The sequence below is a fragment of the Alcanivorax sp. HI0083 genome (genome assembly GCF_001635175.1).
Genome location: NZ_LWFX01000110.1, coordinates 1 through 18,395 on the forward strand (window position 1 = coordinate 1; position 18,395 = coordinate 18,395).

The window sequence follows — 18,395 nt, forward strand, 5'->3', positions numbered from 1 at the left end:
ACAGCCTGGAGACGCTTTATCAATTTGTAGACCCCAAACCATTGGCCAGTGCGTCAATTGCTCAAGTTCATGCGGCTAAACTAAAGAATGGTCAGGATGTGGTGATCAAGGTTCAGCGCCCGGGAGTGAAGAATGTTTTACTCACGGATTTCAATTTTTTGTACTTCGCCGCCAGAATCACCGAACGGTTGGCTCCGGGATTGTCCCGTTCCGCCATTTCGGGGGTGATTGAAGAGCTGCAGGCGGGGATGCTGGAAGAGTGTGACTTCATCAAGGAGGCGGGTAATCTCAAGGCGTTTAACGTCTTCTTGCGTGATACCGGCAATTCCCAGGCCATCGCGCCAGAGCCCGTAATGTCCCATACCACTGGTAAAGTCCTGACAATGGAGCGCTTCTTTGGGGTGCCTCTGACGGACATGAATGTGCTGAAAAAGTATACCGATGACCCGGCGGGCACTCTGATTTCTGCGCTTAACACCTGGTTCTCGAGCCTGATGCTGTGCGACTTCTTCCATGCGGATGTGCATGCTGGCAATTTGATGTTATTGGAGGATGGTCGGGTAGGGTTCATCGATTTTGGTATCGTCGGGCGGATTCGGCGCGAAGCCTGGGACGGCATGGCAACCTTCTTTGATGCTATTGGCCGAGGCGATGTCCGGCAGATGGCGGAAGCCATGGCAGTGATTGGCATGACCCGTGAGGAGGTGGATGTGGCGGCGCTGGCCCGGGACATTGAGGGGCTGCAAGGCTCGCTGGGTCAGGTGGACCCGTCTTCACTGGTGCAGGCGGATCGCAATGACAAGGAAGTGAATCGGTTATTAATGGATATCGTGAAGATTGGTGAAAGCCACGGCATTCGTTTCCCGCGGGAATTTGCCCTGTTGCTCAAGCAGTTCCTGTATTTCGACCGCTATGTGCAGGTGCTGGCACCAGAAATGGATATGTTCAGTGATAACCGCGTAGACATGTTTGGTGCCATTGATGAAATGCCGGGTGGCTTTCTGCACTAATAGCATCAAGCTACGACCTATGAGCCACAAAAAAAACCGTACCTGCGAAGGTACGGTTTTTTGTTTGGGCCTTGATGCGAGTGACGAGTAACGAGTTTCGAAACTCGTAGCTGTCATTCCACCGGATTGCTGCATTCCGCCCGGCTGGCGTCCAGCTTACAGCGGATCTTGCGTTGCAGGGTCAGCATGGTGGCGTCGTAGTAGTCTTTGTTGCGTAGTTGCAGGCGGGCTTCCTGCATCATGATTTCATATTCCTTTTTGTCTTCCTGCGGAATCTGGATCATCCAGTGTTCCGGTACTTTTTCCGCTTCGATTTCCAGGCGTTCCATGATCAGGTGGTAACTGTTGTAGAACTCTTCGCGTACCAGTTGTGCCACTTCGTTGGGGAATTTGTCCTTGCGGCCGATTAGCTGCATGGTGATTTGCGCCAGCGGGTAATCAATGATGCCGCCGTCCGGCTCCATGCCTTTGTAGAGTTCCAGGACTTCGTAGGCAACCAGAGGGGCGGCCAGAACATCCACCACGCCGTTGTTGAATTTATTGGGTGCAGACACGATGTCTGACGCTACCGGTGTTGCCCCGATTTGCGAGACCATTTCAGCTTGTGTGGGGTCGTAATCAAGCACAGCCACACGCTTTCCTGCTGCATTGGCAAGAGTGTTGATGCTTCTGTCGTTCACGAAGACATAAGCGCCACCCGCTGGAGCCAGGCCCAAAATCACATATTCACCGCTCACCATTTTGTCGGCGCTCTTTGGGCTGGCCAGGACTTGCAGCAAAATCTTCATGTGCTCCTTGGTAGGGAGCGCGCCGATAGCATCAATGGTACCGGTGTATTTGTTGAACTGACGGCCCCGCAATCCGGTAATAAGCGCAGCATCACAAATGCCGGCCTTGAGATCTTCGGCAACCACGCTTTCGCTGGTGTAGGGCTGCACATCCAGGTCAACACCATATTGCAGCAGGCGCGTACGCTGGTCTTCGGCAGCCTTGAAAATTGGCCCGGCACGGCCAGCAATATCCCAAATACAAATGCGCCGTTTGAGTGGTTCTCCCTGGCTGAAGCCCGCGGCTTTCTGCATGGCCTTGATGCGATCATCCAGGCTGCGGTTCTGGTCGAAGGCAATGGCACGTAATTTTTCTGCCAGCGCGGGGGTGAGTTCCACGCCGGGTGCAAAGCGCTCCAGTTCGGCCTGTTGGGCGGGGGTCAGATCAAGGGTGTCATCGGCGTTGAGAGCCGTGCTGCCGATCAGCAGGGAAAAAAGGATGAAGTGACGAAGAAATCGCACGATAGCCTCCGTGGCTATTATTGTTTGTTGTTGGCATTCAGCGTTGGCCGGTTACGGCATGACTGTTTCGGCATTGTGGGCAGGTAATGGTCGGCGCGTCGCTGGCTTGCCAGCCGGTACCGGTGGCGGTGCCGCCAATCGGGCGGCTCGGCCGGTACGGAGAGCGGGGGGCGAGTGGCGTGAACAAAAAGCGGGTTATTATTTATTCGGTGGACTGACTGCATTCAGGACGGCCGGCATCCAGGTTGCAACGGATACGTTTCATGATGCTCAGCATGGTAGGGTCATAATAGCCGCTATCCCGCAGTTTTATGCGCGCGTCGCGCATCATGCTGTTGTAATCCCGTTTTTCGTCATCAGGAAGAGGGATCCACCAGTGGGAAGGAATGCGTTTGGCTTCTCTTTCCAGGGCGACTTGTACGGATTGAAAGCTGTCCGCGGCGATTTCGCGAATCAGTGCGGAAAACGCTGGCGGAAAACGATCGGAGTGGGCAATAAGCTGTGCGGTGAGTTGCACGATGGGATAGTCAACGATGCCGCCAGCCGGTTCCATGCCTTTGTAGAGTTCCAGGGCCTGGTAGGCGATCAGCGGAGCGGGTAAAACATCGACGCTGCCGTTGTTGAACTGACTGGGCGCGGTGGCCAGGGTGCTGGCCACGGGCGTGGCGCCGATATGCGTTACCATCTTTGACTGGCCGGGGTCGAAGTCCAGTACGGCCACTTTTTTTCCGGCAACCTTGCCTAGAGAGTTCAGGGCGCGGTCGTTCACGAACAGGTAGGCGGCGCCCGCAGGGGTGATGGCCAGCGTCTGGTATTTATTGCTGACCATTTTATCAGCCAGCTGCGGGTGCGCCAGGGTGCGTAGTAGCAGGTTTACATGTTCCAGGGTGGGCAGGGCGCCCAGTGCATCGATGCTTCCTGTGAAGCGGTTGAATTGGCGAGCACGGAAACCACTCATCAGGGCGGCATCGCAATGGCCGTTTTTCAGCGAGGCGACCAGCACGCCTTCGTTGGTGAACGCTTCCAGGCTGATATCAATATTGTAGCGCAGCAAATCCACGCGCAGATTGGTGGCGCCGCTGTAGACGGGGCCGGATCGGCCGGAAAGGTCCCACAGGCAGATGTGCCGTTTGAGTTTTTCCCCTTCTGCCAGCCCCATGGACTGCCGTGCCTGCTTCAACTGCTGTTGTTGCTTGTCGGTAAGCGTCAGTGCTGAAGCATTGGCTGCAGCAACAAGAAGCACTGCCGTACATAGATATCGAAACGTCCCCATGACCGATCCTTTGTCATTTGATGAAACGCTTATAGCACGTTGCTGTTCGGCGAAGTTTTACCGCCTGTATGACAATTGTACGAAGCGCCCGGGAGGGCGCTTCGTTGCAGGCGTTGCGACTTGCCGGAGGGGGTTACTGGGTGATGCTGCACTCAGAGCGGGCCGGGTTGAACTTGCAGCGAATTTTTCGCTGCAATGTCAGCATGTCGCCGCTGTAATATCCCTGGCCGCGAAGCGCGTCACGGGCGTCCTGCATCATCACTTCGTATTCCTGTTTGTCTTTTTCCGGGATGTTAATCATCCAGCGGTCAGGTACCCGTTTGGTTTCCTGTTCAATACGGCTCATTACCATGGGGTAGGCTTCAAACGAGGCTTCACGAATCAGTTGCGCTACTTCATTGGGGAACTTGTCCAGCCTGCCGATTAGCTGCATGGACAGTTGCGTTAGTGGGTAATCGACAATGCCGCCATCCGGGCTCATGCCTTTGTACAGTTCCAGAATTTCGTAGGCAACGAGGGGGGCCGGGAGGATATCAATCTGGCCATTGTTGAATTTGTTCGGAGCGGAAACAATGTCGGTGGTGACCGGGGTGGCACCGATGGCGGCCACCATTTCTGCCTGGGTCTGGTCGTAATCGAGCACGGCCACACGGTGGCCGGCGGCCTTGGCCAGCGAGCTGATGCTGCGGTCGTTAACAAAAATGTGGGCCGCGCCGGCTGGGTAAATGCCCATTACCACGTAATCGCCTTGCACCATGTGTCCGGCTTGTTTCGGATGAGAGAGCACCTGCAACAGGGTTTGCATATGCTGGTTGTCAGGTACGGCACCAATGGCGTCCACGCTGCCGCTGTAAAGATTGAACTGACGTGCCCGCAAGCCGCTCATTAATGCCGCATCACAGCGACCAGCCTTGAATTCTTCCACCATCACCGTTTCGTTGGTGTAGGGCACCATATCCAGGTTGATGCCGTACTCCACTGCCAGCGCCCTCTGCTCCATGGCGGCATTGAAGACGGGGCCATTACGCCCGCCAATATCCCAGATACAGATAGTGCGCTTCAGGGTACTGCCAGCGGGCATCTGATCAAGGCCAACCATCTGGCTGATGGCCTTGAGTCGGCTGCGCACAGGCATGTCGCGGGTATAAAAGACGTCTTCGAGTTTCTCCAGGGTGCTGTCGCTCAGGGTCACGCCAGGTAGCAATGCCTTGAGTTGAGTTTTCTGGGCGTCCGTCAATGTGGCCGCGCTGAGTGAGGAGCACAGCAGGCTGACGAGAAAGAAAAGTGTGGTGGTGGTGCGCATGGTGGTCTCCCTGACGCGGCATTCTTGTTATGAGCGTTACAATTAGCATGCTGTTGCCGGATAGGGGAGGGCTTTTGCGCAGAGGGTGACCGCGTTACGGCAAGCAGCGGCGAAGGGGTCAATGGTGGGCGATTTGAAAGCTCAAAGTTGAAACGGGGGCAGAGCCGGGGGCATTTCAGTCCAGTGCCCGCGCTGCATTTGGCCTCAGGCACTGGACCGGACAGGGGCGCTCCAAACCTGATCGCGCCTTTTCAACTTTTCACTTTCAACTCATGGTTTTTACTTAGGCTGTGCGTCGATGGACGCCCCGTTGACGTCGCGGCTGTCTGGCCCCAGCAAAAACAGATAGGGCGCCATGATGTCAGCCGGGGTTTTCAGTGTCTGCGGGTCTTCGCCTGGATAGGCAAGGGCACGCATATCTGTGCGGGTGCCGCCGGGGTTGAGAGTGTTGACGCGAATATTGCTGGTGTTTTCCAGTTCTTCCGCCAGCACCTGGGCCAGGTTTTCGGTGGCCGCTTTGGAAACCGCATAGGCGCCCCAGAATGCACGGCCCTTGCGGCCCACACTGGAGGACGTGAACAGCAAGCGGGCATCGTCGCTGGCGCGCAGCAGAGGCAGCATGGCCTGGGTCAGGTAGAAAGCGCTGTTCACATTGGTCTGCATGACAGACTCCCAGGTGCCGGCACCATAGCGGTCCATGGGGGTGATATCACCGAGCATGGAGGCGTTGTGGAGAATGCCGTCCAGGCGGCCGAATTCCTTGTCGAACAGGCCGGCCAGTTCCTGGAAATCTTCCGGGCGGGCGACCGTCAGGTTGACCGGCGCCAGGGCGGGTTCCGGCCCGCCAGCGGCTTTGATTTCATCGTAAACCGCTTCCAGTTTTTCCTGGGTGCGCCCCAGCAGGATCACCGTGGCGCCATGGGCCGCCAGTGTGAGTGCGGCGGTGCGGCCGATGCCGGCGCCGGCGCCAGTGACAAGAATAATGCGGTCTTTGAACGTGTCTTGAGCGCATTGGTAGTTGAGGGCGAGTTGCTGGATGTCGGTCATGGTGGTTCCTGTGTTTCTTGTGCTGCAGGCGTGATGCCTGACGCCGTATGCGTTTAATCGTAGGGCGGAAATCCGCGCGAGTCACATGTGTGGCACATAAGCCTGGCCGTTGTGACGCTGGCTGATGGCGGGGGCGAATAATTGGCCCACTTCCGCCCTACGGTTAGTGTGTGGTTTTCTCGTAGAGTTTCTGCAAAAGCGGCAGCAGGTCGCTGCCTTGTTCCAGATAATAATCGGCCTGCCAGCAACGGGGATCGTCGTCCGCGTCGATATAGCCGAAGGCGGCCACGGCGGTTTCCATTCCCGCGTTCTGGCCGGCCTGAATATCCCTCAGGTGATCGCCCACATACAAGCAGTTGGCCGGGTTGACGTTGTCATCGTGGGCCGCGATCAGCAGGCCTTCCGGATCCGGTTTGCGCTGTTTGACGTGGTCCGGACAGATGACGGGTCCCACCCGTTGGTGGAGGTTGAGCCCTTCCAGGACCGGGCCGGTAAAGCGGGCAGGTTTGTTGGTGACGATGCCCCAGGGCAGCTGTTGGGCGTCGAGCCAGGCGAGCACCTCGGCCAGGCCGGCAAACAGCACGGTATCCACGGCCAGGTGCCGTTCGTAGGCATTGAGCAGTTCGTCCAGCAAGGGCGCGAAACTGGCATCGTCCGGCCCGACACCAAAACCCAGCTCGGTGAGTGCGCGAGCGCCATTGGAGACGTTGGCGCGCACGGCAGAGTAAGTCACTTCCGGGCGGCCGTGTTTTTTCAACAAGGTGTTCAGCACCGTATAAAAATCCGGAGCGGTATCGATCAGGGTGCCGTCGAGATCGAAGTAAACGGCTTCAAGGCGTTCCATCATTGGCTTGACGCCTGATGCTTGACGCCAGACGGCGAGGTGGATTCGTCAGGCGTCTGGCGTTCGGCGTTTGGCGTTTTTACCGCGTGCATCAGATAGTTCACGGATACATCCCGGTTCAGCTTGTACACCTGCGTTAGCGGGTTGTAGACCATGCCGGCAGTGTCTTTGACTTCCAGCCCGGCATCGCGGGCCCAGCCGGCCAGCTCGGATGGCTTGATCAGTTTGGCGTATTCGTGGGTGCCACGGGGCAGCAGGCGCAGCACATATTCCGCCCCGACAATGGCAAACATGAACGCCTTGGGGTTGCGGTTGATGGTGCTGAAGAACACCTGCCCGCCAGGTTTGACCAGGGCCGCGCAAGCGCGGATGACCGAGGATGGGTCTGGCACGTGTTCCAGCATTTCCAGACAGGTCACCACGTCATATTGACCGGCGCGCTGTTCGGCGATCTGTTCTGCCGGGGTTTGCAGGTATTCCACCGCCACGCCGGCCTGTTCCGCATGAATGCGTGCCACAGCCAGTGGCGCTTCGCCCATGTCGATGCCGGTCACGTCAGCACCACGGCGGGCCATGCCTTCGGAAAGCAGGCCGCCGCCGCAACCGATGTCGATGACTTTCTTGCCCGGCAGGCTGACGCGCTCGTCGATATAGTTCAGGCGCAGGGGGTTGATGTCATGCAGCGGGCGGAACTGGGAATTCGGGTCCCACCACTGCTCGGCCAGGGCATTGAACTTGGCGATTTCACCCGCGTCTACGTTCTGTTTGGAGGAGTGAGTCTGGGCTTGTTGTTCAGTCACGGTCGGCTCCGGCAATTTTTTCCTGCCACTGCTGGGCATTGTTGAGAATCAGGGCTTCATTGAGGGTGGTCAGCTTGCGGTCGTCCATCAGGCAGCGGCCTCCCACCCAGGTATGGGTGATCTGGTCGCGGGTGGCGGCATAAATCAACTGGGCCACCGGGTCATAGACCGGTTGGGTTTCCAGTCGGTTCAGATCCACGGCCACCATGTCGGCCTGCTTGCCAATTTCCAGGGAACCGATATCGTCGTCACGGCCCAGTGCCTTGGCGCCATTCAGGGTGGCCATTCTCAGTGTTTCCATGGCGGGCAGGGCATCGGCCTGCAGACTCACGCCCTTGGTCAGAAACGCGGCGGTGCGGGCCTCACCGAGCATATCCAGATCGTTGTTACTGGCGGCGCCGTCGGTGCCCAGTGCCACGTTGATGTTGGCCTTGCGCAGTTTTTCCACGGGGGCAAAGCCGCTGGCCAGCTTCAGGTTGGATTCCGGGCAGTGCACCACGTGAGTGCCGGTCTGGGCGACCAGGGCGATTTCTTCATCGGTGAGCTGGGTCATGTGCACGGCCAGCAGGCGCGGAGACAACAGTCCCAGATTATGCAGGCGGGTGAGCGGGCGCTCGCCAGTGTTGCCCACGGCCATCTGGATTTCGCCGGCGGTTTCATGCACGTGCATCATCACGGGCACATCCAGTTCTTCGGCCAGGGTGATCACCTTTTGCAGCGGTGCATCGGACACGGTGTAGGGGGCGTGGGGGCCAAACCCGATCTGAATGCGTGGTTCATGCTGCCATTCGTCCATGGCGTCGGTGGCCAGGCGCAGGTAGTCCTCCGGGCCGGAGCCCATGGGGCTGGGGAAATCCAGCAAAGGACAGAACAGGCTGGCGCGCAGGCCGGCTTCCACGGTGGCGCGGGCTGCATGGGCGGGGAAGAAGTACATGTCGGCAAAGCAGGTGGTGCCGGAGCGGATCATTTCCGCCGCTGCCAGCCGGGTGCCGTCGTACACAAAGCTCTCGCTGATAAAGCGCCCTTCGGCGGGCCAGATATGCTTTTCCAGCCAGGTCATCAGGGGCAGGTCATCGGCGATGCCGCGTAGCAGGTTCATGGCGGCGTGGGTATGGGCATTGACCAGGCCGGGGATCAGCAGGTGATCACCCAGATGCTGTTGCTCGTCGCTGCGCCACTTTTCGTTGGCCAGGGCGCTGGGCAGCAAGTCGGCAATGCGGCCGTCCTTGACCACCAGGGCGTGGTTTTCCAGTACTGTGCCCTGCGGGTCGACGGGGGCGATCCAGCGGGCGTGGACGATCAGGTCGGCCTGATTGTCGCTCATGCATAACTCCTTGATGGAACAGGGGCCTGTGGCCCTGAATAGTGCGACGCAGTATAGCGTGTCAATGCAGATCTTGCCCTGACTGCGTGACGATAAAGGTCTCGCGGACCGGAGTCGAAAAGCCATCTTGTGAGGATCGACGCGGATATGGCGCCGATACCGTCCAGCTGTGCTATCATCCGGGGCTTTTCCGGGCTTTGTTAACCGGAATTCGCGACGGCAGTGGGGCCGGGCAGGGTGTCTGCCCCCTGAAATTCCACTGCCTATAAGAACAGACTGCACGGGCGGCCATGGGCATCCCGTGAAATCGGCCCTCAGACGGGCCGGCTTGGGGAAGCCGCAGGGGCTTTCCCAACACCTTGTGGATAGTAAGGATCGCTATGACGGATCTCGCCAGAGAAGTTACCCCGGTCAACATCGAAGACGAACTCAAGCAGTCATACCTGGATTACGCCATGAGCGTAATCGTCGGGCGGGCGTTGCCGGACGTGCGCGATGGCCTCAAGCCGGTGCACCGCCGTGTGCTGTTTGCCATGCACGAGTTGAACAACGACTGGAACAAGCCCTACAAGAAGTCCGCCCGTGTGGTCGGTGATGTGATTGGTAAATACCACCCCCACGGTGATTCCGCGGTGTATGACACTATCGTGCGGATGGCGCAGCCTTTTTCCCTGCGCTATATGCTGGTGGATGGCCAGGGTAACTTTGGTTCCATCGACGGTGACTCCGCCGCTGCCATGCGTTATACCGAAGTGCGCATGGCCAAGATTGCCCACGAGCTGCTGGCCGATCTGGACAAGGAAACCGTGGATTTCGTCGACAACTACGACGGCACGGAAAAAATTCCCGATGTGATGCCCACCCGGGTGCCCAACCTGCTGGTGAACGGCTCTTCCGGTATTGCCGTGGGCATGGCCACGAATATCCCGCCTCATAATCTGGGTGAAGTGGTGGATGGCTGTCTGGCGCTGATTGATGACGATAGCCTGACCCCGGACGACCTGATGGAATACATCAAGGGCCCGGATTTCCCCACCGCAGGCATCATCAATGGCCGCGCCGGTATCGTGCAGGCTTACCGCACTGGCCGTGGCCGGGTGTATATGCGTGCCCGCGCCGAGATCGAGGCCACCGACAAGAGCGGCAAAGAAGCCATCATCGTCACCGAGATTCCCTATCAAGTGAACAAGGCACGCTTGATCGAGAAGATCGCCGAGCTGGTGAAAGACAAGAAAATTGAAGGCATCACTGAACTGCGCGACGAGTCCGACAAGGAAGGTATGCGCATCGTGATCGAGCTGCGCCGTGGCGAGAATGCCGAGGTGGTGCTCAACAACCTCTACCAGCAGACCCAGATGGAATCGGTATTCGGTATCAATACCGTGGCACTGGTAGACGGTCAGCCGAAGATTCTTAACCTGCGCGAGCTGCTGGATGCCTTTATCCGCCACCGCCGGGAAGTGGTGACACGTCGCACCGTGTTCGAGCTGCGCAAGGCCCGTGAAAAGGCCCATCTGCTGGAAGGTCTGGCGGTTGCCCTGAGCAACATCGATCCGGTTATCGAGCTGATCAAGGCTTCCCCCAGCGGCGCCGAGGCGAAAGCCAAGCTGCTGGACAAGGGCTGGAAGCCCGGTGATGTACTGCAGATGCTGGAGCGAGCCGGCGGCGAAAACGCGGCTCGCCCGGACGGACTGGAAGAGCAGTACGGTCTGCGCGAAGACCTCTATTACCTGAGCCCGGAACAGGCCCAGGCGATTCTCGATCTGCGTTTGCAGAAGCTCACCGGGCTGGAACGGGAAAAACTGATCAGCGACTACCAGGAGCTACTGGAGCAGATCGCTGAATTGCTGAAGATCCTCGGTAACCCCGAGCGTCTGATGGAAGTGATCCGCGAAGAACTGCAGGCGGTGCGTGAGGAGTATGCCGACGAGCGTCGTTCCGAAATCGTGGCCTCCCGTCAGGACTTCAGCATGGAAGACCTGATCGCCGAAGAAACCGTGGTGGTGACCCTGTCCAACGGCGGTTACGCCAAGATGCAGCCCATCGACACCTATCGCGCCCAGAAGCGTGGTGGTCGTGGCAAGTCCACCGGGCAGCTGAAAGACGAAGACTATGTCGAGCACCTGCTGGTGGCCGGCACCCACGATACCCTGTTGCTGTTTACCGATGCCGGCAAGGTGTTCTGGCTGCGTACCTTTGAGCTGCCCCAGGGCGGCCGGGCATCGCGCGGCAAACCGATTGTGAATTTGTTGCCGGCACTGGGTAATGAAGAGCGCATTACGGCCATTCTGCGTCTGGACGCGGAAATGGTGCGCCAGCAGAAAGCGGGTGGTGAAGAAGACGTTGCCGATGCAGATGATGCGGCGGACGTTATTGAAGACGAAGTGGATAGTGAGGTCGAAGGTGAAGCCGAGGCGGTAACCGATACCGTTCCCGGACCCTTTATCTTCATGGCCACCTCCAGCGGTATCGTCAAGCGGACTGCGCTGGCCAACTTCGCCCGTCCGCGCAGCTCCGGTCTGATCGCGGTGAAATTGCAGGAAGGCGAGCATCTGGTGAACGTGGCCATTACCCAGGGCCACGAAGACATCATGCTGGTTGCCCGCAACGGCAAGGCGGTGCGTTTCCATCAGTCCAAGGTGCGAGTCATGAGCCGTCTGGCCCGTGGTGTGCGTGGCATCAAGCTGGCCGAAGGGGTGGACGTTATTTCCCTGATCGTGCCGGAAGAAGATGGCCAGATCCTCACTGCCTCCGAGCACGGTTACGGCAAACGTACTCCGCTCACCGATTACCCCACCAAGGGGCGTGGTGGCCAGGGCGTGATTGCCATGGTGATCAACGAGCGAAATGGTGAGCTGGTCGGTGCCACCCAGGTGTTCGGCGAAGAAGACATCATGCTGATTTCCAACCAGGGCACCCTGGTGCGTACCGGTGTCAATCAGGTGAGTACGTCGGGCCGTAACACCCAGGGTGTTCGCCTGATCCGCCTGGCCGATGGCGAGGCTCTGTGTGGTCTGGCCACCATCCCCGAGCTGGAAGGTGTCGAGGAAGAGGAAGGTGAAGACGGCGAGGTGCTGGAGGGGGAAGTGACCCCGGAAGCACCGGAGTCTGACGCCTCCGACGACGCCGAGGAATAAACCGGTTTTAACGCGTCGGACGTCAGACGTCGGACGTCCGACGCAAAACCAGCCAACCCCGAGCCCGGTTTCGCCGGGCTTCTTTGATTAGACGGAGAACATGCATGTCCCGCGCCTATAACTTCTGTGCAGGTCCGGCGGCGTTGCCGCAGGCGGTACTCGAACAGGCCCAACAGGAAATGCTCGATTATCGGGGCCTGGGCCTTTCCATCATGGAAATGAGCCACCGCGATAACGTCTTTGTGGAGATTGCCGAGCAGGCCGAGAAAGACCTGCGTGACCTCATGGGCATCAGCGATGATTATGCGGTGTTGTTCCTGCAGGGCGGGGCGTCCAGCCAGTTTGCCATGGTCCCCATGAATCTGTTGGGTGAAGGGCAAACGGCGGATTACATCAACACCGGGCAGTGGTCCAGGAAAGCTATCAAGGAAGCCGGCCGCTACGGCAATATCAACGTGGCGGCCAGCAGTGAAGACACCAACTTCAGTACCGTGCCGCCGCAGGACAGTTGGGCCCTGTCTGATAACCCGGCCTATGTGCATTACTGCCCCAATGAAACCATTGGCGGCCTGGAATACAGCTTTGTACCGGCGGTGGGCGACACCCCGCTGGTGGCAGACATGAGCTCTACCATCCTGTCCCGGCCAGTGGATGTGAACCAGTACGGGCTGATTTATGCCGGTGCCCAGAAGAATATTGGCCCGGCCGGCCTGACTCTGGTCATCGTTCGCAAGGACCTGCTTGGCAAGGCCGGCGCCAATGTGCCCGCCATGCTCAATTACCAGATCCATGCCGACAACGGCAGCATGTACAACACCCCACCCACCTATGCCTGGTACCTGTCAGGCCTGGTGTTCTCCTGGCTGAAAAAGCAGGGCGGCGTGGGCAACATGGGCGAAATTAACCAGCGCAAGGCGGAAAAGCTGTATGGTTTTATTGATAACAGTGGCCTGTACAGCAATCCGGTAGAGGTCATCAGTCGCAGCCGCATGAATGTCCCTTTTGTGCTGGCAGACGATCGGCTTGATAAACCCTTTCTGGATCAGGCGCAGGCAGCTGGCCTGCTGAATCTCAAAGGCCACCGCAGCGTGGGTGGCATGCGCGCCAGCATCTATAACGCGGTGCCGGAAGCGGCGGTGGATGCGCTTATTGCCTTTATGGCAGAGTTTGAGAAAAAGAACGCCTAGACGCCTCACGCACCATGCACCACGCCATGCCTGGCAGGGTTGCAGTAACGGGAAGCGCAGTGAATTGTTTGAAAAGGTGGGTAGGACAATGAATTTGAACGGTTGGCGCCAGATCGTAACCAACGCTCCCACGCCTGTTCGCGTGTTGCGTGAAGCGTGCAGCGTGCTTGCGAGGGCAATATGACCGATTCCCTGGACAACTTGCGTAACCAGATCGATGAGCTGGATCAAAAACTTCAGGACCTGCTCAACGAGCGCGCCACCCTGGCCCATAAAGTGGCCGAGGTGAAAACGGCCACCGATCCCAACCCGGTTTTCTACCGGCCTGAGCGTGAAGCCCAGGTGCTGCGTCGGGTGAAAGAGCGTAACCAGGGGCCGCTGGATGGCGAAACCATGGCACGCTTTTTCCGGGAAGTGATGAGTGCCTGCCTGGCACTGGAACAGCGCATGAAGGTGGCGTTTCTGGGACCGGAAGGCACCTTTACCCAGCAGGCCGCGCTTAAGCATTTTGGTCATGCAGTGGAGAGTCTGCCGCTGGGTGCCATCGATGAAGTGTTCCGTGAAGTGGAATCCGGTGCTGCCAACTACGGCGTGGTGCCAGTAGAAAACTCCACTGAAGGGGTGGTGAACCACACCCTGGACACCTTCATGACCTCCAGTCTTAAAATCTGTGGGGAAGTAGAGCTGCGCATTCACCATCACCTGCTGGCCGGTGAGCATACTCGCCAGGACAAGGTGACCCGTGTGTACTCCCATCAGCAAACGCTGGCCCAGTGTCGTCAGTGGCTGGACGCCCACATGCCCGGCGTGGAGCGGATCGCGGTCAGCTCCAATGCCGAAGCGGCCCGCCGCTTGAAAGACGAGTGGAATGCCCTGGCCATTGCCGGGGAAATGGCGGAAGAGTTGTATGGCCTCATTGCCGTACAACGCAACATTGAAGACCGCCCGGACAACACCACCCGTTTCATTATCATCGGTCGCCAGGACACGCCGGCCTCCGGCTGCGACAAGACCAGCCTGATGATCAGTGGCAAAAATCGCCCGGGGTTGTTGTACGAAGTGCTGTCCCCCTTCCGGGACGAAGGCATCAACCTGACCCGCCTGGAATCCCGCCCCTCGCGGACCGCCAACTGGAGCTATGTATTCTTCGTGGACTGCGAAGGCCACAAGGAAGACGCCACCCTGCAGGCGGTGCTGGACAAACTGGAAGCTGCGGGAAATACCATCAAGCTGCTGGGCTCGTATCCCAAGGCGGTTTTATAAAATCCGGGTCTGACGTCGGATGTCTGACGTCGGACGCTTTGCGGTTTTTGCGTCGGACGTCCGACTTCAGACGTCTGACCCCGATCAGATAACCCCGGTGGCAAGGGCTGGCAACCAGGGTGTAAAGGGAGTCCCCACATCATGACCTGCGACTACATCAAACTCGCCAACAACGGTATCCAGCAGCTCAAGCCCTACGAACCGGGCAAGCCCATCGAGGAACTGGAGCGTGAGCTGGGCGTCACTGATATCGTCAAACTGGCCAGTAACGAGAATCCTCTGGGCGCGAGCCACAAGGCGTTGCGCGCCCTCAAGCATCTGCACGAGCTGCATCTGTATCCGGATGGTGCCACGTTTTCTCTGAAAGCTGCGCTGTCGGCGAAGCTGGGTGTGGACAGCGCGCAGCTGACACTGGGCAACGGCTCCAACGATGTGCTGGACCTGATTGCCCGGGCCTACCTGCAGGAAGGCGACGAAGCAGTTTTTTCCGAATACGCTTTTGCGGTGTACCCGATTGTAACCCTGGCCTGCAACGCCAAACCGGTGCAGGTGCCGTCCAATTTGTTTGGCCACGACCTGGCGGCCATGGCGGAAGCGGTGACCGAGCGCACCCGGGTCATCTTCGTGGCGAACCCCAACAACCCCACCGGCACCTGGTTTAACACCCATGCCCTGGACGAGTTCCTGTCACGGATTCCCGAGCGGGTGATCGTGGTGCTGGATGAGGCCTACGTGGAGTACGTGGAAGAAAGCCACTATCCGAATGGTATTGAGCGACTGGCCAAGTACCCGAACCTGGTTGTTACCCGCACCTTCTCCAAGATCTACGGCCTGGCTGGACTGCGGGTGGGTTATGGCATTTCCAGCCCGCAGATTGCCGATGTGCTGAATCGCGTGCGCCAGCCGTTCAATGTGAATACGCCGGCCCAGGTGGCGGCGGAAGCGGCCCTTCAGGATGACGATCACATCGAGAACTCCCGCAGTGAAAACACCGCTGGCCTGGTGCAGATCGCCGAAGGCCTGCAGAAACTGCATCTTGAGCAGATTCCCTCCGTGGCCAACTTCATTGCTTTTGATTGTGGCCGTGACGCCATGCCGGTCTATGAAGGCTTGTTGAGGCAGGGGGTGATCGTGCGTCCGCTGGGTGGCTACGGCATGCCCAACCATTTGCGCGTGACCGTGGGCACCAGCCGCGAAAATGAACGCTTTCTGGATGCGCTCAAACATGTGCTGCGGGATATGGCGGATGAGTAACGTCAAGCCGTTGGTGTTTGCCCCTGTAGGAGCGCCGTTCAGGGCGCGAACCGTACTTGGCACGGCCTATCGCAAGCAGGTTCGCGCCCTGAACGGCGCTCCTACAGAGGAAGGTGGGCGCTCGAATGTCTGAACCACTCTTCAATCGCATCGCCATCATCGGCCTGGGCTTGATCGGCGGCTCCTTTGCCGCTGCCGCCCGGGAAAATGGTCTGGCCGGCTCCATTGTGGCCGGCTCCCGCTCGGCGCGTACCCTGGAGCAGGGCATTGCCCTGGGGGTGGTCGACGACGGCAGTCAGGATCTGGCGGAAGCGGTAAAAGGCGCGGACCTGGTGTTCGTGTCCACTCCGGTGTCCGCCATGGGCAAGGTGCTGGCGGCGCTCAAGCCGGGGTTGTCGCGCACTGCCATCGTCACCGACGGCGGCAGTGTAAAAGGCAATGTGATCACCGCCGCTCGTGAGACCCTGGGGGAGCATTATTCCCGCTTCGTGCCCGGCCATCCCATTGCCGGCAAGGAAAAGAGCGGGGTGACCGCCGCCGACGCCACCCTGTATCAGGATCACCGCGTGATTCTGACGCCCACGGACGACACCGACCCGGCGGCCACAGCCAAAGTGCGCGCCACCTGGACGGCCATGGGCGCCGAAGTGCTGCAGATGTCGCCGGATTACCACGACCAGGTCCTGGCAGAAACCAGCCATTTGCCACATCTGTTGGCGTTCTCGCTGGTGGATACGCTGGCCAGGCAGGGAGATTCCACCGAGATCTTCCGTTATGCTGCCGGCGGTTTTCGCGACTTCACCCGCATTGCCAGCTCCGATCCGGTGATGTGGCACGACATCTTTCGTGAAAACAAGGCGGCCTTGCTGCAGGCGCTGGACCAGTTCAGCGATGGCATCGGCCGCTTCCGCCAGGCAGTGGAAAATGAAGATTCCGATGCCCTGATGGGCATCATGACTCGGGCGAACACCGCCCGGGCCCATTTTTTGGCTATGAACGGGCGCACCTCCTATACGCGCGCCCACCATGTTCAGTGTGCAGGTGACGACGTAACCATGACAGACAGTAATGACGCCGGCCGGAATCCCACTTTTGTGGTCACACCGGGTGGTCAGCTACAGGGCCGCCTGCGCGTGCCCGGCGACAAATCCATGTCCCATCGCTCCATCATGCTTGGTTCGCTGGCAGAAGGGGTGACCCAGGTAGAAGGCTTTCTGGAAGGGGAAGATGCCCTGGCGACCCTGCAGGCGTTCCGCGACATGGGGGTGGTGATTGAAGGCCCCCATAACGGCCAGGTGACGATTCACGGGGTGGGGCTGCATGGCCTCAAGGCACCGGGAAAAGCGTTGTACATGGGCAACTCGGGCACCTCCATGCGCCTGCTGACCGGCTTGCTGGCCGGCCAGGCCTTCGATGTGGAGCTGACCGGGGATGCCTCCCTGTCCAAACGCCCCATGGAGCGCGTCGCCAAACCGCTGCGGGAAATGGGCGCCCAGATCACCACAGGCGAGCAGGGGCGTCCCCCGGTGCGCATTCGCGGTGGTCAGCCCCTCAAGGGCTTCCATTACGACCTGCCAATGGCCTCCGCCCAGGTAAAATCGGCAGTTCTGCTGGGTGGCTTGTATGCCGAAGGAGAAACGTCGGTGACCGAACCGGCGCCCACCCGGGACCATACCGAGCGGATGCTGGGCGGTTTTGGCTATGAGGTGCGCCGTGACGGCCCCACCAGCGCGCTGACTGGCGGTGGCACACTGTCCGCCGGCAGCCTGGAAGTGCCGGCGGACATCTCGTCGGCCGCCTTCTTCCTGGTCGGCGCGTCCATCGCGGCAGACAGCGAAGTGACCTTGCCGCACGTGGGCATCAACCCCACTCGCACCGGTGTGATCGATATTCTCAAACTGATGGGGGCGGATATTCGCCTGGAAAATCAGCGAGATGCCGGCGGCGAGCCGGTGGCAGACCTGGTCGTCAAGGCGGCGCCGCTCAAGGGAATCGAGATCCCCGAAGCGCTGGTGCCGCTGGCCATTGACGAATTTCCGGCGATTTTCATCGCAGCGGCCTGCGCCGAAGGCGAGACGATATTACGCGGGGCGGAAGAGCTGCGGGTGAAGGAATCCGACCGCATCCAGGTGATGGCCGATGGCCTGGCGGCGCTGGGTGTGAGCCANGAAGTCTTCGAAGACGGCATTCGTATCACCGGGGGCGAGTTCGGTGGTGGGGAGGTCCAGTCCCACGGTGATCACCGCATCGCCATGAGTTTTGCCATGGCGGCCCTGCGCGCGACAGGCCCGATTACCATTCATGATTGTGCCAACGTGGCCACCAGCTTCCCCGGGTTCGCCCAGTTGGCGACCCATGCAGGCCTGAAGCTGGAGGTGAAATGACCCCTGTTTTGACGATTGACGGGCCGGTTTCCTCCGGCAAGGGCACCGTGGCCCGGTTAGTGGCGATTCGCCTGGGGTGGCATCTTCTGGACTCCGGTGCGCTCTACCGGGTGCTGGGATATTATGCGAGGAATCAAGGGGTTGCCCTGGATGACGAGCCCGCATTGATTGCACTGGCGAAGGCCTTGCCGGCGCGATTTGTAGAGCAGCAAGGCCACACTGCGGTGATCCTCGATGGTGAGGACGTCTCCAATATTATCCGCCAGGAAAGTGTCGGTGA

The 18,395-nt window shown here is 59.3% G+C and carries 14 protein-coding genes; 7 read left to right on the top strand and 7 right to left on the bottom strand.

The window, feature by feature from the left end:
* The coding region (locus tag A3754_RS01175; protein ID WP_063518631.1) for an AarF/ABC1/UbiB kinase family protein at window positions 1-1,010 on the top strand (1,010 nt) is incomplete at its 5' end.
* 113 nt (window positions 1,011-1,123) lie between these two features.
* Here the strand turns inward: A3754_RS01175 and A3754_RS01180 are convergent.
* From A3754_RS01180 to A3754_RS01210, 7 genes are all read right to left on the bottom strand, one after another.
* Window positions 1,124-2,299: a putative solute-binding protein gene (locus tag A3754_RS01180; RefSeq protein WP_063518632.1), complete on the bottom strand. Its 1,176-nt coding sequence runs from the start codon at window positions 2,297-2,299 to the stop codon at window positions 1,124-1,126.
* Window positions 2,300-2,501: 202 nt separating this feature from the next.
* Window positions 2,502-3,572: a putative solute-binding protein gene (locus tag A3754_RS01185; protein WP_063518633.1), complete on the bottom strand. Its 1,071-nt coding sequence runs from the start codon at window positions 3,570-3,572 to the stop codon at window positions 2,502-2,504.
* 133 nt (window positions 3,573-3,705) lie between these two features.
* Entirely contained in the window at window positions 3,706-4,875 is a 1,170-nt protein-coding gene (locus tag A3754_RS01190; protein WP_063518634.1) for a putative solute-binding protein, read from the bottom strand.
* A gap of 279 nt (window positions 4,876-5,154) precedes the next feature.
* On the bottom strand, window positions 5,155-5,922 hold the full coding sequence (locus tag A3754_RS01195; RefSeq protein WP_063518635.1) for a YciK family oxidoreductase: 768 nt from the start codon (window positions 5,920-5,922) through the stop codon (window positions 5,155-5,157).
* Window positions 5,923-6,085: 163 nt separating this feature from the next.
* Window positions 6,086-6,769, bottom strand: coding sequence for an HAD-IA family hydrolase (locus A3754_RS01200; RefSeq protein WP_231880434.1), 684 nt, complete (start codon window positions 6,767-6,769; stop codon window positions 6,086-6,088).
* The gene (gene ubiG / locus A3754_RS01205) at window positions 6,766-7,566 is read right to left on the bottom strand and encodes a bifunctional 2-polyprenyl-6-hydroxyphenol methylase/3-demethylubiquinol 3-O-methyltransferase UbiG (protein ID WP_063518636.1); all 801 of its coding nucleotides are present in this window, start codon (window positions 7,564-7,566) and stop codon (window positions 6,766-6,768) included. Before ubiG ends, A3754_RS01200 begins: the two co-directional genes overlap by 4 nt.
* Window positions 7,559-8,890 carry a TRZ/ATZ family hydrolase gene (locus A3754_RS01210; protein ID WP_063518637.1) on the bottom strand — a complete coding sequence of 444 codons (1,332 nt, stop codon included), beginning with the start codon at window positions 8,888-8,890 and terminating at the stop codon, window positions 7,559-7,561. The genes ubiG and A3754_RS01210 overlap by 8 nt, the downstream gene beginning before the upstream one ends.
* 380 nt (window positions 8,891-9,270) lie before the next feature.
* Between A3754_RS01210 and gyrA the strand changes: the two genes are divergently transcribed.
* The 6 genes from gyrA to A3754_RS01240 form a co-directional block, all read left to right on the top strand.
* Window positions 9,271-12,027: a DNA gyrase subunit A gene (gene gyrA / locus A3754_RS01215; protein ID WP_063518638.1), complete on the top strand. Its 2,757-nt coding sequence runs from the start codon at window positions 9,271-9,273 to the stop codon at window positions 12,025-12,027.
* 104 nt (window positions 12,028-12,131) lie between these two features.
* A complete protein-coding gene (serC, locus tag A3754_RS01220; RefSeq protein WP_063518639.1) occupies window positions 12,132-13,214 on the top strand; it encodes a 3-phosphoserine/phosphohydroxythreonine transaminase in 1,083 nt (360 codons plus the stop codon).
* A gap of 180 nt (window positions 13,215-13,394) precedes the next feature.
* The gene (pheA, locus tag A3754_RS01225) at window positions 13,395-14,477 is read left to right on the top strand and encodes a prephenate dehydratase (protein ID WP_063518640.1); all 1,083 of its coding nucleotides are present in this window, start codon (window positions 13,395-13,397) and stop codon (window positions 14,475-14,477) included.
* A gap of 141 nt (window positions 14,478-14,618) precedes the next feature.
* Window positions 14,619-15,731, top strand: coding sequence for a histidinol-phosphate transaminase (gene hisC, locus A3754_RS01230; protein ID WP_063518641.1), 1,113 nt, complete (start codon window positions 14,619-14,621; stop codon window positions 15,729-15,731).
* Window positions 15,732-15,856: 125 nt separating this feature from the next.
* Entirely contained in the window at window positions 15,857-18,115 is a 2,259-nt protein-coding gene (locus A3754_RS01235; protein WP_063518642.1) for a bifunctional prephenate dehydrogenase/3-phosphoshikimate 1-carboxyvinyltransferase, read from the top strand.
* The coding region (locus tag A3754_RS01240) for a d(CMP) kinase (RefSeq protein ID WP_197468354.1) at window positions 18,112-18,395 on the top strand (284 nt) is incomplete at its 3' end. The genes A3754_RS01235 and A3754_RS01240, both read left to right, overlap by 4 nt.